The organism is Bradyrhizobium sp. SK17, assembly GCF_002831585.1.
GTDB lineage: Bacteria > Pseudomonadota > Alphaproteobacteria > Rhizobiales > Xanthobacteraceae > Bradyrhizobium.
Genome location: NZ_CP025113.1, coordinates 2,615,963 through 2,630,380 on the forward strand (window position 1 = coordinate 2,615,963; position 14,418 = coordinate 2,630,380).

Annotated in this window: 9 protein-coding genes; 4 read left to right on the top strand and 5 right to left on the bottom strand. The window is 66.1% G+C overall.

Annotated elements, in window-relative coordinates; translation table 11 throughout:
• Window positions 1-158: 158 nt before the first annotated feature.
• From CWS35_RS12210 to CWS35_RS12225, 4 genes are all read right to left on the bottom strand, one after another.
• Window positions 159-1,010 carry a carbohydrate ABC transporter permease gene (locus tag CWS35_RS12210; protein WP_100952021.1) on the bottom strand — a complete coding sequence of 284 codons (852 nt, stop codon included), beginning with the start codon at window positions 1,008-1,010 and terminating at the stop codon, window positions 159-161.
• Complete coding sequence (locus CWS35_RS12215) at window positions 1,007-1,876, bottom strand: carbohydrate ABC transporter permease (RefSeq protein WP_024583715.1); 870 nt, start codon at window positions 1,874-1,876, stop codon at window positions 1,007-1,009. The genes CWS35_RS12210 and CWS35_RS12215 overlap by 4 nt, the downstream gene beginning before the upstream one ends.
• A 200-nt stretch (window positions 1,877-2,076) precedes the next feature.
• Window positions 2,077-3,462, bottom strand: a complete 1,386-nt coding sequence (locus CWS35_RS12220) for an ABC transporter substrate-binding protein (RefSeq protein WP_100952022.1) — start codon at window positions 3,460-3,462, stop codon at window positions 2,077-2,079.
• A gap of 179 nt (window positions 3,463-3,641) precedes the next feature.
• A complete protein-coding gene (locus tag CWS35_RS12225) occupies window positions 3,642-5,606 on the bottom strand; it encodes an AsmA family protein (protein ID WP_245438946.1) in 1,965 nt (654 codons plus the stop codon).
• Window positions 5,607-5,850: 244 nt separating this feature from the next.
• Here CWS35_RS12225 and CWS35_RS12230 point away from each other — a divergent pair, with 244 nt between their 5' ends.
• The 4 genes from CWS35_RS12230 (at window position 5,851) to CWS35_RS12245 (ending at window position 9,938) form a co-directional block, all read left to right on the top strand.
• Window positions 5,851-6,558 carry a CoA transferase subunit A gene (locus tag CWS35_RS12230; RefSeq protein WP_024583718.1) on the top strand — a complete coding sequence of 236 codons (708 nt, stop codon included), beginning with the start codon at window positions 5,851-5,853 and terminating at the stop codon, window positions 6,556-6,558.
• Window positions 6,559-6,582: 24 nt separating this feature from the next.
• Window positions 6,583-7,233: a 3-oxoacid CoA-transferase subunit B gene (locus CWS35_RS12235; protein ID WP_021078521.1), complete on the top strand. Its 651-nt coding sequence runs from the start codon at window positions 6,583-6,585 to the stop codon at window positions 7,231-7,233.
• 1 nt (window position 7,234) lies between these two features.
• On the top strand, window positions 7,235-7,879 hold the full coding sequence (locus CWS35_RS12240; RefSeq protein WP_100952024.1) for a GNAT family N-acetyltransferase: 645 nt from the start codon (window positions 7,235-7,237) through the stop codon (window positions 7,877-7,879).
• 352 nt (window positions 7,880-8,231) lie between these two features.
• Entirely contained in the window at window positions 8,232-9,938 is a 1,707-nt protein-coding gene (locus CWS35_RS12245) for a VWA domain-containing protein (protein WP_157817129.1), read from the top strand.
• 269 nt (window positions 9,939-10,207) lie between these two features.
• Here the strand turns inward: CWS35_RS12245 and CWS35_RS12250 are convergent, their stop codons facing one another.
• Window positions 10,208-14,134 carry a histidine kinase dimerization/phospho-acceptor domain-containing protein gene (locus CWS35_RS12250; protein WP_100952026.1) on the bottom strand — a complete coding sequence of 1,309 codons (3,927 nt, stop codon included), beginning with the start codon at window positions 14,132-14,134 and terminating at the stop codon, window positions 10,208-10,210.
• Window positions 14,135-14,418 lie beyond the last annotated feature (284 nt).

The window sequence follows — 14,418 nt, forward strand, 5'->3', positions numbered from 1 at the left end:
TCGACGCATTTTCCTTGCGGGAAACATCTCCGTGCAAGGGAGCCACCGGCGGGAGGGAGCCTGCGCAGCGTGCTCACCTCACGTCAGTTGCTAGCGCGGTGAGGCGAGAAGACTTGCGCGCGCCGCTGGACGTCTACTTTTCTCGAAACGCTCAGACCTCACGACTTGACGGCGCCCGCCGTCAGGCCACCCACCATGTAGCGCTTGAAGGCGTAATAGACTGCGGCCGGCGGCAGCGCGTAGATGAAGCCTGTCGTCATCAACAGCTCCCACGGCGAATCGTCGGCGGCGAGGAAGTTGCCGAGCGCGACCGGCAGCGTGATGTCGGTGTCCTTTGACAGCAGCAGGAACGCGTAGAGATATTCGTTCCAGGCGAGCAGGATCGCGTAAGTGCCGACCGCGACCAGCGAGGGCATCATCAAGGGCACATAGACCAGGCGGAACAATTGCAGCGTGGTGGCGCCGTCCATCGTCGCGGCCTCGTCGAGCTCGACCGGCAGCTTGTCGGACGCCTGTTTCAGCACCCAGATCGCGTAGGGCGCGGCGATCGTCACTATCGCCAGGATCAGCGACCAGTGGGTGTTGAGCAGCCCGTAATTACCCATGGTGCGGTACATCGGCACGGCGAGGAACGCCGCCGGGATGAAATAGGTGAACAGCGCCATGTTCATCACGGCGCGGCCGCCCGGCACACGCAGCCGCGAGATCGAGAACGCGGCGGCGGTGGCGACGAACAGCGTCAGCGCGCCGACCGCGAGCGCAATCACGGTCGAATTCCAGAACTGGATCCAGAAGTCGCGCAGGAAGTAATGCTGCTGATGGAACACGATCGAGAAATTGTGCAGCGTCGGATGATCAGGCCACAGCTTGCCGGTGAACGCGTCCTCCTTCGGCGAGATCGCGAACACGAACATGTGGTAGATCGGGATCATGGTCCAGATGAAGACCGGGATGCCGATCAGGAGCAGCTTGGCTTCGGTGCCGACGTCGCGCAAGGTGGGTAGCTTCATCGCGACAACCGTTTCATCATGAAATAGACCAGCGGCAGCACGAACGGCATGGCGCAGACGATCGAGGCCATCGCCAGCGAGAGCTGGTCGAGCCTGAGATAGCGGATGCCGAGCGTCGACAGCACATGGGTGAGATCGGCGGGGCCGCCGCCGGTCAGCAGGTAGACGCTGTTGAAGTCGCCCAGCGTCCAGATCATCGAGAGCAGCGTGCAGGTGATGTAGAGCGTCTGCATCGACGGCCAGGTGATGTAGCGGAATTTCTGCCACCAATTGGCGCCGTCGACGTCGGAGGCCTCGTAGAGGTCCTGCGAGATGGCGAGCCGTCCGGTCAACAGGATCAGCGTCCAGAACGGCAGCGACTTCCAGATGTGGACGCCGATCGCCATCGCCAGCGCCACCGCCGGATCGTTCAGCCAGTTCGGGCCGTCGTCGCCGGTGAACTTGAAGATCAGCTGGTTGATCACGCCCCATTCGGGATTGAGCATGAAGCGCACCGAGAGGATGGTCGGGATCGACGGCACCGCCCAGGGCAGGATGAAGATCACCGACAGCCACCGGATCCAGGCGCGCTGCTGGGCGAAGAAGCCGGACAGGAACAGCGCGATCAGCATCTTGATGTTGATGCCGATCACCAGGAAGATCAGCGTGTTGACCGCGGCGCGCGCGAAGATCGGGTCGTGATAGAGCGCGACATAGTTCGACGGCTGGCGCGCCAGCCACAGGCCGTAGCAGACCGGATAGACCACGAAGGCGAGGAACACGAGCAGGTAGGGCACGAGCAGCGCGATGCCCCAGACCTGCGGCGGCGACAACCGCGCCGACAGCGGCGGCGAGGGGGCATCGGATGCGGAGAGCGTGATCGCCATGATGCGCCTACTCTTGAAACGAGATGCCGGCCACGGTTACGACGTCGTCCCGGCGAAGGCCGGGACCCATAACCACAGGCCCAGCCGCTGCGCGAAAGCCGTCGACGAGCCTACTCCAAGACGACCGCCGCGGCGTATGGGTCCCGGCCTTCGCCGGGACGACGCGGAGCAAGTCTCGGCAGAGGCGGCCATCGCTTACGTCACCCCGCAACCTGCTTGATGCGGGCGATCAGTTCGTCGACGGCCTTATCCACCGGCACCTTCTCGCTGACCACCCGGTTCATGGCCTTGGCCCAGACGTTCTCGTTGTTCAGGATGGTGAACTTCCAGTTCTTGGTGAAGTCGAACGGCGCGGTGCCGCCGGTGAACTGGTTCCAGACCGCCTTGCGATGCCGGTCCGCTTGCCAGAACGGGCTGGCCTGGCTCGCCTTGGTCACCGGGAACCAGCGGCCGAGCGCACCCTCGACATAGGGCCGCACATTGTCCTCCTGCATCAGGAAGGCGATGAACTGCTTGCCCTCCGCCTTGTTCTTGGCGTTGGCGAAGATCAGCCCGGTCTTGACGTCGGAGCGGTACTTGATGGTCGAGCCGTCCGGCGCCTTCGGGAACGACGCGGTGATGATGTCGTGCTCATAGGCCTGCTTCCCGGCGGCGCGCTGCGCGTCGGTCAGCGCCGGGTTGGTCGAATCCTCGAACCATTTCGCCGCGATCGAGATCGTGAAATTATGCGTCATCACGATCGTCTTGTTGTGGAAGGCGACGTTGTTGTCGGGGTCCTTCCAGGTGGTGGACGAGGGCGGCGTGCAGCCCTTGATGTAGGTGTCGGTGTAATCCTTCAGCGCATGGATCAGGCCGTCGCGCACCTTGGGATCGTCGACCAAAAGCTTGCCGTCGTCGTCGACCAGCTTGACGTGATAGGCGTCCATGAAGGTGTAGAACGACTGGAACGAGTCGGTGGATTCCACGCCCATCGGCTGGCCGACGCCGTAGATGCGCTGGCCGGTCGCCTTGCGGATCGCCGGCTGCACCTTGTCGCACCAGAACGACCAGTAGTCCTCCCACTTGTTCGGGATGTCGGCGGCCTTGAAGCCGGCCTTCTCCAGCATGTCGCCCCAGATCTGGACGTGCATGCTCTGCTGCTTCAGCGGGAAGCCGTAATAGGACTTCTTCTTGGCGACGTCGTTGTAGAGCAGGGCTGCTTCCAGCGTGTTCGGCGCGAACGCGTCCTTCATCGGCAGCATGATGTCGGAGAGGTCTTCGAGCTTGCCCTCGAATGCCCATTTGCCCTGGGCCTGCACGTCGTAAGTGTCGGAATAGGCGACGTCGGGCACGGTGCCGGAATCGAGCGCAGCGACGGTCTTCGGGATCATGTCCTGGATCGCATATTGCGACAGTTCGACCTTGATGCCGGTCTTGGCTTCGAATTTCTTGATCGTGTCGAGCAGCGCGTCGTCTTCGGATTTGTAAAATCCCTTGCCCCACCAGACGGTGATCGTCTTGCTCTGGGCGAGAGCGGGTGCCGTTGCGGCGAACAGGCCGACCGCGGCGACCGCAAGTGATAGCGCACCGATAACCTTGGATTTCACGTTGTTCTCCCCTCTTGGCGCCGGCTTATTTTTTAACCGGTTGGGTAAAACACTAGCGCATGGCCGTGACCTGATAAAGGTGTCGCGTCGACGACTTCTGTAGGGGTTCGCGGCGCGCGCGCGGATCAGTCCCGGCGCATCGATGCGGAACGTGAATGGATCGGATCAATTCGGCTTGGTCAGTTCGATTTGGCGTTCTCGGCCGCTGTCGCCGCTCCGCTGCCGGGTGGTGCTGCGGTCGCGGCATCGGGCGCCGGTTGCCGCGCGCCGCCGCCGGTGAAGCGCTCGATCACCGAGCGCACCGCGTCGCGGGTCTTGCGATCCTTCACCGCATCGAGCAGCGGAGCCGACGCCGGCGAGCGGCGGATCAGGCTCTCCGGATCGGGGAAGATCAGCGGATCGTCCCACGGGCCCTGGATCACGAACGGCAGGTCGAACGCGTTGCCGCCGGCGGATGCCGAGGTCAGGCTGGCGACGCCCTTGAGGTCGTATTCGCGCGACGGCACCGAGGCGGTGCCGGTCAGCGTGATCTTCGCCGCCGGGCTTTCGACGTGGATGTCGTCGGCGGTGGCAACGCCGTCGGCGAACTTCACCGAGATGCTGAGATTGTCATAGGGCGTCGAGCCGGAGCGGAAATTGCCGCCGCCGGACAGCGGCCGCTTCTCCAGCCGCCGCAGCAACTGCTCGACATTGAAGCCGGCGATCGCGCCGTCGTGCCCGGTCAGCGTGGCGGTGCCGTCGAGCGACGACGCGAGCCCGAACGGGCTCGAGCCGGAGGCGGTCAGCGAGACGTTGAGGTTGCCGCGGCCGGACAGCTTGTTGATGCCGAACAATTCGCTGGCGCAAGCCTGCAAATCGACATCGGTGAACTGGAATTGCGCCCTGACGTCGGCCACCGCATCGGAGCGCGCGATCGCGAACGAACCCCTGGCGATGCCGCCATACATCTGCGCCTCGCCGACGCTGAGCGCGAGCGCACCGCCGCGCAGATTGGCGCCGAACGCGGTGCGGCCGAGCCTGGACGGGCCGACCGTCACCTTGGCGGCCGACAGCCGCATGTCGAGATCGGTCGACGACAGCGAGGACAGATCGAACAGCTGCCTGTTCCAGTCGCGCTGGCCGCTGGCCAGCAGGCGGAAGGTCGAGATGTAGGGCGTGAAATCGAGATTGCCGGCGGCAAGCGTCGCTTGCAGCGTCTGCCGGCCGTTATTGGCGTAAGTCATCACGCCCTCGGCGACATTGCCGTCGAGCTCGACATTGACATTGGTGAGCGCGACCGAGCCGCCGACCACATTGGCGCGGGCCTTCATCGCGAAGCGGCCGAAGCCGCCACCGCCGCCGGGCGGTGCCTGTCCCATCCAGCGCAACGCGTTGCGCAGCGACGGGCTATCCATGGTGGCGGTGCCTTCCATCATCAGGCTGGTGCGGTTGGCCACGGTTCCGTCGAACGCAACCTTCAGCGGCGCGCTGGCGAGCCGTGCCTTGAGGCCGGAACGGTCGCCCGACAGCAGCGCGACGAAATCGCTGGCGCTGATCGAGCCGTCGACGCGCTCGCCGCGCCAGTCGAACTGGCCGGTTGCGGCAAATGAACGCGAGATCGATGGCCAGGCCAGCGACAGATCGATGTCGCCGAGCTTTTCGGAGACGTGGTTGGCGCCGTCCTCGTAATTCAGCTCGCCGTCCTGGATCCGGATTTCCGAGAACGACACCTGGTTCTCGGCCCCCGGCGTCATCGCCTTGGCGATGGTCTCGACGAACGGTGTCCAGTTGGTCTCGCCGGCGGCGTCGCGGACCACATGGATATGCGGGCGCAGCATCATGACGTCGGCGATCTCGAACCGCCGCAGCAACAGTGGCAGCAGGCGGAGATTGGCGGTCAGCACATCGACTTGCAGCGCCGGATCGATGGTATCGGCGCCCTTCAGCCCGACATTGTGGAAGGAGACGTAGCTGCCCGGAAACACCGAGACATCGATCGGGCCGTTGACGACGAGCTCGAGCCCGGTCACGGCGCGGATCTGCGCCTCCACCGCGCTCTGCAACGCGTCCCGGTTGAGGAACCACGACGTTCCGACCAGGCCGATGAGCACCAGGCCGAAAAGCGCCGCGATCGGCATCCCCAGGCGCTTAATTCCTTGGGCCATCGTCAATGACATGTCCGGGTCGGGTTGAGGTTTGTCGGGTCGTCGTCGAACACAGCGGGTTCTCGCCGGAAGCCCCTGCCAACCCACGCAACTTGAAGGGTTTTCTTGACGCTTTCAAGGCCATGTTGCCGCCGCGGGCCGCCGCCTGTCGTCGCACGGGGCCGTGATTGACGCATTGCGAAGATTTCGCCTAATAATCCGCTTTGCCACAGCCGTTCCGCGCCCTCCATCAGGTATTTGCTGCATGAACAAAGTTTATCCCGACGCCAAATCGGCACTCGATGGTCTCCTCAAGGACAACATCATGATCATGTCGGGCGGCTTCGGCCTCTGCGGCATCGCCGAGACCCTGTCGGACGCGATCCGCGATTCCGGCGTCAAGGGCCTGACGGTGGTGTCCAACAATGCCGGCGTCGACGGCATCGGCCTCAGCCGGCTCTTGGAGACGCGCCAGATCAAGAAGATGATCTCGTCCTATGTCGGCGAGAACAAGCTGTTCGCCCAGCAATATCTCGCCGGCGAGCTCGAGCTCGAGTTCAACCCGCAGGGCACGCTGGCCGAGCGCATCCGCGCCGGCGGCGCCGGCATTCCGGCCTTCTACACAAAAACGGGCGTCGGCACGCTGATCGCCGAAGGCAAGGAAGTGAAGGAGTTCGACGGCGAGAAGTACATCATGGAGCGCGGCCTGTTCGCCGACGTCGCCATCGTCCACGCCTGGAAGGGCGACACCGCCGGCAATCTGGTCTACCGCAAGACCGCGCGCAACTTTAACCCGATGATGGCGACCGCCGCGAAGGTCACCGTCGCCGAGGTCGAGCACCTGGTGCCGGCCGGCGAGATCGACCCGGACCACATTCACACCCCCGGCATCTTCGTCAAACGCATCATCGAGGTCGGCACGGCCAAGAAGCGGATCGAGTTCCGCAACACCCGTCCGCGGCCCGCCGCTTAAAACCCTTTTCTTCAGGAGAGCCTCATGGCCTGGACCCGTGAACAGATGGCCGCCCGCGCTGCCAAGGAATTGCGCGACGGTTATTACGTCAATCTCGGCATCGGCATCCCGACGCTGGTTTCGAACTACATCCCCGACGGCGTCGACGTGAACTTGCAGAGCGAGAACGGCATGCTCGGCATGGGCCCGTTCCCCTATGAGGACGAGGTCGATGCCGATCTCATCAACGCCGGCAAGCAGACCGTGAGCGAGCTGCCCTCGACCAGCTATTTCTCCTCGGCCGAGTCCTTCGGCATGGTGCGCGGCGGCCATATCGATCTGTCGATTCTCGGCGCCATGCAGGTGGCGCAGAACGGCGACCTCGCCAACTGGATGATCCCCGGCAAGATGGTGAAGGGCATGGGCGGCGCCATGGACCTCGTCGCCGGCGTCAAGCGCGTCGTCGTCGTGATGGAACATTCCGCCAAGGACGGGCCGAAGCTGCTCAAGCAGTGCAATTTGCCGCTGACTGGCGAGCGCGTGGTCGACATGGTCGTGACCGACCTTGCGGTGTTCACCATCGACAAGCACGGCAAGGACGGCATGGCGTTGATCGAGCTCGCCGACGGCGTCACGCTCGACGAGGTCAAGGCCAAGACCGAGGCGGAATTCCGCGTCGCGCTGAAGAACACCTGACATGACCGGCGCGGGACGATCTTCGATCCGTCCCGCCCGCTCCGACGATGCGGCCTTCATCGCCCGCATCGTGCTGGCCGCGCAGCGCGGCCCAATGCCACGCGGCTGGTTCGACATCGCGCTCGACCGTCCGGAGGACGAATGCCTGGCGTTCATGACGCGGCTCGCCGTTGCGCGGGTGCGGTCATGGTACCACGTGGCCCACTTCCTGATCGCCGAAGTCGACGGCCAGCCTGCCGCCGCGCTGTGCGCGATGCCGGCATCCGGAACGGTGGTTGCCGCGCGCGCGGCGATCGAGGAGGTCGCGGCGGAGACCGGCACGGATGCAGAGAGTATCTTTGCGCGCGGCGGCTACGCCCGCAATTGCTGGGTTCAGGGCGGCGAGGGCGACTGGCTGATCGAGCATGTCGCCCGGCAAGCCTCGCAACACGGCCGCGGTCTGGTGCAGGCGCTGATCGGCCGCGCACTCGCCGACGGCAACGCCGCAGGTTTCGCGCGGGCATCGATCTCGTTCCTGATCGGCAACGACGCGGCGGAGCGCTGCTACGCCAAGGCCGGCTTCGCCTTCGCCGAAGAGAAGCGCGATGCCGCATTCGAGGCGCTGACCGGCGCGCCCGGCTTTCGCAGATTTGCGCGGGCGATTTGAGCGGGGCGGCCAACGCGCCACGTCCCAGCCGAGGTTGGTGATGGTGCGGTCCGCTTGTGCCTCATTGGCGCTGTCGTCCCGGCCAGCGCCGCCATCCAATTGTCATGTACGTGTCGCGTCAGGCCAAACGCGTGTCGCCATAGTCCAAGTGTCCGGAGCCGAGTTGCGCTATCTGGACCCCCTTCAGGCGCCCGGTTGCTTGCACGCCGAAATGGCGTGAGCCCGGCAATCCGGCCGCCCAAATAAAATCCGAAACAGGGGGACGACTGAGGTTGCGCACGGGATGTTTCGACACGCCGTGCCGCCGCAGCCGTCCTTGCTCCCGATTGTCTGCATCATCGAGGACCGATCCGTGATCAAGGTTTTCCGCCGTTCGTTCGTTGCCGGCCTGCTGTCGCTTGGCCTGGCGTTGCTGTCCCCTCATGGCGCGCAAGCGCAGGGGCAAGCTCAAGCTCAAGGGGCCGACACCATCCTCGTGCTCGACGCCTCCGGCTCGATGTGGGGCCTGGTCGACGGCCAGAGCAAGATCTCCGCAGCCAGGCAGGCGGTCGATGCCATCCTGTCGAAATGGAATCCCGCCGATCGTCTCGGCGTGATGGTCTACGGCCATCGCTCGAAGGGCGACTGCAAGGACATCGAGCTGATGGTGCCGGTCAGCAAGTTCGACGCCGCGAAGGTCAAGGCTGCGATCGACGGCATCAACCCGAAGGGCAAGACGCCGATCTCGGATTCGCTGCGTGCCGCCGCCGAGGCGCTGCACTCGACCGAGAACAAGGCCAATGTGATCCTGGTCTCCGACGGCATCGAGACCTGCGCGCCGGATCCGTGCGCGGCCGCCGCCGAACTCAAGAAGGCCGGCATCGGCTTCACCGCCCATGTCATCGGCCTCGACGTCGCCGATCCCGCCGCGAAGAGCCAGCTGCAATGCATCGCGCGCGTCACCGGCGGCGTCTATCTCGATGCCAGCAACGCATCGAGCCTGACCGGCGCGCTGACCAAGGCGGTGGCGGCAACGCAGGGCACCAAGGTCGCGAGCGAGGCGCCGCCGCAGCCGGCCGCCGATCCCTATCTGGGCAAGAACATCCGCGGTGTGGCGCGGCTTGCCGAGGGGCTCGATCCGATCAGCGACGAGGACGTCAACTGGAGCACCTTCAAGCGCGCCGGCGACGAGAAGGGCGCGCATGTCAACACCTTCTACGGTGCGCCGTTCGCCGACAACATCGCGCCCGGCGACTACATCGTCGAGGTGACCTACCGGCAGCTCAAGCGCGAGTTTCCGCTCAAGGTCGAGAAGGGCAAGCAGGCTGCGCTCGATGTCATCCTCGATGCCGGCTATGTCACCAGCGAAGGCGCCGTTGCCGGCGGCGCGGGCAAGGTCGACGACGTGGTCTGGCGGGTCACCGACAAGGGCGGCAAGGTGATTGCGCAGGAATACGACGCGGTGCCGCGCTTCGTGCTCGCCGCGGGCGGTTACACCCTGACGCTGACCAAGGGCCAGTCCAAGACCAGCAAGCCGTTCACGGTCACCGCCGGCGATTCCAGCAACGTGCAGATGACGATCGATGTCGGCAAGCTGATCGTCACCACCACCTATGCGGAGGGCGGGCCCAAGGTCGAGAAGGACCTCGTGGTCGCGGTCCACCAGCCCGCGAAGCCCGACGGCGACGAGGGCGAGAGGGTCGCGCAGGAATACGATCCGGAATCGAAGTTCGATCTGCCCGGCGGCAGCTACGAGGTGAAGGTGACGGTCGGCGAGGCCAGGGGCACCGCGAGCACTGAGGTGAAGTCCGGCGCGCCGACCCGCGTCACGGTCAATCTCAACGCCGGCGTGGTCGGGATCAAGGCCGAGAGCGCCCAGCAGATCGACATCTACAGCGCCGAGCGCGACCTCAATGACGAGCGCAAGCGCGTCGCGGTGAACTATGAGGCGACCTACAACGTCGCGCTCAACGCCGGCGACTACGTCGCGGTCGCCACCTATGCCGATGGCCAGACGTCAGAGAAGCCATTCTCGATCGCCGCCGGCAAGCGCCAGACGGTGGAGATCAAGCAGCCCTAAGGTGTGGCGCGTCGGCAAGTGTACGTGAGGTGAGCACCCTCTTCGGCTCCCTCCCCCCTTGCGGGGGAGGGTTGGGGGAGAGGGGTACGCCCCGGGCGAGATGACTGTCGTAGGTTTGGCGTTCGCAATCATGCGCCGCGGGCGCTGAAGCATTGTTGAACGGAGAGCGCGTGCCGTGTGGCTACCCCTCTCCCTAACCCTCCCCCGCAAGGGGGAGGGAGCCCTTCCGTCAGTGCGACCCTTACGAGGAACGTCGTATGGCGTATTTCTCACGCCCGCGCAGCGGCGTGAGCGAAGGTCACCTCGATCAGCGTGCCGGTGCGGCCGCCGGTCCTGATCTGGAATTTGGCGCGGTTGGCTTCGACCAGCGCCTTGGTCAGTGACAGGCTGACGCCGCCGGAACCCGCCTGGTCGGAGGGTGTCGGCGCGCGGAACGGCTCCAGCGCGGCGGCTACCTCGTTGTCGTTGAGGCTCTGCCCGGTGTCGCGCACCCGCAGCATCACCTCGCCGAAATCCGACAGCGCGGTCGAGACGATCACCTGGCCGCCGGCATTGGCGAGATGGATCGAGCTGCCGATCAGGTTCAGCGTGATCTGGCGCAGCGCGCGGGCGTCGGCGACGACAGGCGGCAGCGTGTGCGCGAGCGAGGTGCGGATGATGATGCGCTCGCGGTTGGCCTGCGGCTGCATCACCGCGACGCAGCTCTCCACCATCTCGTTGAGGTTCTGGCTGGTGAAGGCGAGGTCGAGCTTGCCGGTCTCGATCCGCGAAAGATCCAGCAGGTCGTTGACGATCGCGATCACCCGCTCGCCGGAGGCGCGGATGTCCTTCATGTATTCGACGTAGCGTTCGTTGCCGAGCGTGCCGAAGCGCTCCGAGATCATCACCTCGGCAAAGCCGATGATGGCGTTGAGCGGCGTGCGCAGCTCGTGGCTGATCCGCGCCAGCATGTCGGTCTTGGCATTGGCGGCGCGTTCGGCGAGCCGCCGCGCTTCGCGCACTTCGCCCTCGCTCTTCTTGGTCTGCGACAGATCGCGGAACACCGCGAAGAAGTTCGGCCCGTCGGCGCGGGTGCGGCCCATCGTCACCGACAGCGGGATGATGCCGCCCTGGCGGACCCGGCCGAGCGTCTCGCGGCCATGATCGAGCAGGCTCGCCACGCCGGACGATTTCACACTCGCGAGATAGTCGAAGATGCCGTGCTGGCTCTCCGGCGCGAACAAATCGGCGAGATTGTGGGTGATGAAGGCGCCGCCGTCATAGCCGAACAGCGCCTCGGCGCTGCGGTTGCAGGAATGGATGTTGCCCTGGGCATCGAACATGATGATGCCTTCGGCTGCGGTGTCGAGGATCGCGCCAAGTTCTTCTGCGTCGGCGTGGCCGGCTTGCGGCGGCGGTGGCGCGAGCACGGGCTCCGCGATTGCGGCCGGCGCCGGATCGGACAGCGCGGCGGCGACCGCGGTGTCTTCCTCGAGCGTGCGCGAGAAGATCAACGCCAGCGCGGACTCATCGTCCCATGTGATGGTGTGCAGCCGGGCGTCGGCGGATACCGCTTGCGCGCCATGCTCCGCGTGCTGGTTTGCCGAGATGGTGACCGGCGTGCCGGTGCCCGAGGTGCTGCTCGCCTGCGAGACGCCGGGCTCGACGTAGAGCGCGTCCAGTCCACCGGCGGCCTCCAGCGCGTGCAGGCTGTCGTAGCCCATGCGCGCGAGGAAGGCGTGGTTGGCGTAGAGCAGGCGGTCCAACCGGTAGATCAGGATGCCGACCGGCAGGAGATCGAGCAGCGCACGGTCGCGCCGCGCGTCCGCGCGGGGCGCGGGCTCGGGTTGTATCAGCCAGTTGGCCTTTGGCAGGTCGGCCGGCGGCGGCTGTTGCGCGACGGTTTCCTGACGCGGGGCGGTCTCTGCCACTGGCGCCGGTTCTTGCGCTGGCGGCGGTTCGGGCAAAGCGGGGTCGTCGACAACCGGCTCCGCCGCGGTGCGCTGATTGTTTGTCGTGGTGATGCCGGCCTCGCTCTCGAGCCGGGCGGACAATTGGCGGGCGAGTTCGTTGAAGGCGTTGTTCTCGACCGGCGTCAGCGACGGCGGTCTGCTGTCGCCGGCGAGGCGGAACGGCACCACGTTCGGTGGCGGATCATGACTTATCTCATGCGCTTCCGCTTGCGCTGCTCCCTTGGCTTCTCCTGCGGTTTCCTGGGGCGTGTCCACGGCGTGATCCGGGTCGGCTTGGTGTGATGTCTCTGTGGCTGTCGGCTCGCTCAATTCCTCAGGTGCTGCGGTCGTATCGGGCGGCGGCTCCGCATGCGGCGGAGCCATGTCATGCGGCGCGGCGGGCTCGGGTGGCGCATCGGTGCGCGGCGCGGGCGCGACATCGGCCGACAGCGATCGCGGCGCCACCGCGCCGCTGAAGAACTCATAGCGGCGCAAAGCGGCGAGTCGCGCAAGCCCGTCGAGGTCGCGGCACACACCAAAGCCGCGATAGCCGGCGAAATTCCGGTTGCGATCGAATACCGGCAGGCCGGACAATTCGACCGGCAGCCGGCCGCCGCCGTCGACCGGCCAGTTCAGCGTGACGCCGCTCCATGTGTCATGACTGGCGAATGCCCGCATCACATGGCCTTCGGGGTCGAGGCCAAAACTCTCGGCGATGTCGCTCCACAGCCGGCCGAATCCCGCCGCGGTGTGCAGTCCGATCAGGCGGGTGAACTCGTCGGAGCCGAGCGAGAAGCGCCCCTCATGGTCCATCTGCCACATGAAGCGCAGCGGATGCCGCCGCACCGGCAACGGCTCGTCGAGCCAGGACGGCGACTTCGCCGGCGGCGGCGTTGCCAGCTCCGGCTCGGCGGTCGCCGCGGGCGTATCCGCGTTCGCATAGGGCGAGGGGACGGGATCGGGCGGCGGCGCTGATGGCTCCGGAGCCGGCGCGCTCGCCGTCTGCTGGAGATCGGGTGGAGGCTCGTGCGACAGCGGCTGCACCAGCGTTTCGGCTGGCGCGTCGAGCAGCGCTTCCGACAGCGGCTCCTCGATGGCGGGGTTCTCGCCGGATGTGTGGTGAGGCGTTGTGTCGACGGATGTGGCTTCGATGTGCGGCTGTGGTGTCGGCGCGAGGGGGAGAGCAATGTCCGCGGGCTGTCGTGTCTGCGCTTCGGCAGGCGTTTCGATCAGCGCGTCCGACAGCGGCTCTTCGATGGCGGAAATTTCGTCGGGCGTTTCGTCGCGCGGCGCGGTCTCGACGTGGGCGTGTCCTGCTGTCGCAAGAGTTGGCGGAACGCTCGCAGGTTCGGATTCCATCGCGCTGCCGGCCGGCTCGGTTGCGACGGCTTCCGGTGCCGGATCCAGCGCATCGAACAGCGTGAAGCTGGCCGGTGCTTCACTGATCGGCGCGGGGGTTTCGTGATGCGTGACGGCTGGCTCGACGGCGCGAGGTGCCGGCTCCACGGTTGCCGCTTCTGGCGGCTCGGCCGCGTGCACCGGCGACTCCGTTGTCATGGGCTGCGGCGCGACGGGCTCGGGCATGACCGGCGCTGCCGGTCTGGCCGCGAGATGCGGGGCCGGCCTGATCAGCGCCACCAGCGCGCGATCGGCGCCGTGGCCGATCCGCTGCAACACGACGCGGCCGATCGCGACGTCGGCCGCGGCGCGGCCCTGCGTCAGCGCCTCGTCACGGGCGGCATCGAGACCGGCTTCGCCGAGATCGTGCAGGCCGGGCAGCGACCGCGCCGCCTCGTTGGTTGCGACCAACAATCCGTCGGCGGTGAAGGCGGCGGCGGGACGCGGCGGGCCCTGGATCAACCGTTGCAGGCGCTCGGCGAGCGGCATGACCCGGCCGCCGGCGTTGAGCGTCGAAATCAGGATGCCATGGCTGCCGTCCGGCAGGTCGATGCGCCGGCAGCCACAGGTCGCGAGCACGCCGGCGGCCGCGCCGAATCCACGCAGCCGCTCCAGGCGGATCGCACCGTTGGCGCCGAGGCTGGGACCGAGGCGGGCGACCTGGCGGCGGTGCGGATCGGCCGGACCGAAGACGTGCTTGGCCAGTTCAGCGCCGTTCGCGGCACCGAATACCTGCGCGCCGACCGGGTTGGCCCAGATGATCCGCGCGCCATCGGCCGACCATAGCCATGCCGGCTGGACGCCTGTCGCATGGTCCGCCAGCCTGACATCGCCGAGCGCCTGGATCTGGAATTCCGCGTCACTCATCGCGCAAGATTTGACCGCATGGGTTTGGCTTTCTTCCTCGCTTCGCCGACGGGACCGGCGGCCACAGGACGACAGCCTTAACAGAAGGTTAGTATCGCAAGCAGGGGCCGGCAGGTCCATGTCCGCGGCGAGGCTGCCCCCGCCAAAGGCTGGATAACGTTAACTTGGCTGAACGATCCACAGCCGTTTGGCGTTGTCAGGGATAACCCGCTGCGACAGCATGATGCGGAACCAAATGGCACCGCGTCACAGCTGCGATCGCAGTATCCCGATATATCCTGCCG

Excerpts from the sequence above, each read along its gene's own strand:
- CWS35_RS12210 (WP_100952021.1), bottom strand. The coding sequence starts at position 1,010 with ATGAAGCTACCCACCTTGCGCGACGTCGGCACCGAAGCCAAGCTGCTC.
- CWS35_RS12215 (WP_024583715.1), bottom strand. The coding sequence starts at position 1,876 with ATGGCGATCACGCTCTCCGCATCCGATGCCCCCTCGCCGCCGCTGTCG.
- CWS35_RS12225 (WP_245438946.1), bottom strand. The coding sequence starts at position 5,606 with ATGGCCCAAGGAATTAAGCGCCTGGGGATGCCGATCGCGGCGCTTTTC.
- CWS35_RS12230 (WP_024583718.1), top strand. The coding sequence starts at position 5,851 with ATGAACAAAGTTTATCCCGACGCCAAATCGGCACTCGATGGTCTCCTC.
- CWS35_RS12235 (WP_021078521.1), top strand. The coding sequence starts at position 6,583 with ATGGCCTGGACCCGTGAACAGATGGCCGCCCGCGCTGCCAAGGAATTG.
- CWS35_RS12240 (WP_100952024.1), top strand. The coding sequence starts at position 7,235 with ATGACCGGCGCGGGACGATCTTCGATCCGTCCCGCCCGCTCCGACGAT.
- CWS35_RS12250 (WP_100952026.1), bottom strand. The coding sequence starts at position 14,134 with ATGAGTGACGCGGAATTCCAGATCCAGGCGCTCGGCGATGTCAGGCTG.